This window comes from Streptococcus oralis (assembly GCF_001075675.1).
Lineage (GTDB): Bacteria > Bacillota > Bacilli > Lactobacillales > Streptococcaceae > Streptococcus > Streptococcus oralis_V.
Genome location: NZ_JUNW01000048.1, coordinates 1 through 706 on the forward strand (window position 1 = coordinate 1; position 706 = coordinate 706).

Sequence of the window (706 nt, forward strand, 5' to 3'; positions counted from 1 at the left end):
GGTTACAGTTACAGTTGAGCCGTTGGTAACGACTTTGTTTTCTTCACCCTTAGAGTCTTTTTCGCCAACGTTGGTCACTTCCACTGTGCCATCGTGTTTGACTTGGAAAGTGATGTCGGTTACTTTGAGGTAACCAGTTGGAGCGGCTTCTTCATGGAAGGTGTAAGTACCTGGGGCCAAGTTCAATTCTTTAGACTTACCAGCTTCTGAAGTCCAGTTTTCTACTGCATCTCCTTCAGCTTTCTCCCCCTTGTAGATCTTAATTTGAGCACCTGCGATTTCCGTACCACCAAGGCTAACCTTACTGAAGGTAATCTTACGTGGTAGGTCATCGTCTTTGTCGGTGACAGTTACTGTTGAGCCGTTTGTGACGACTTTGTTTTCTTCACCCTTAGAGTCTTTTTCGCCAACGTTGGTCACTTCCACTGTACCATCGTGTTTGACTTGGAAAGTGATATCGGTCACTTTGAGATAACCTGTTGGAGCGGCTTCCTCATGGAAGGTGTAAGTACCTGGTGCCAAGTTGAGATCTTTAGACTTACCAGCTTCTGAAGTCCAGCTTTCTACAGCTGTACCTTCTGCCTTATCGCCCTTGTAGATCTTGATTTGAGCTCCTGCGATTTCTGTACCACCAAGGTTAACCTTGCTGAAGGTAATCGTACGTGGACTATCATCGTCTTTATCCGTTACTGTAACAGTTGAGCCG

General features: G+C 45.8%; 1 protein-coding gene. It reads right to left on the reverse strand.

The features are described from left to right. Positions 1–706, reverse strand: a 706-nt coding sequence (locus ADM50_RS06725; protein ID WP_049485005.1) for a prealbumin-like fold domain-containing protein, incomplete at both ends; no start/stop codon positions are given.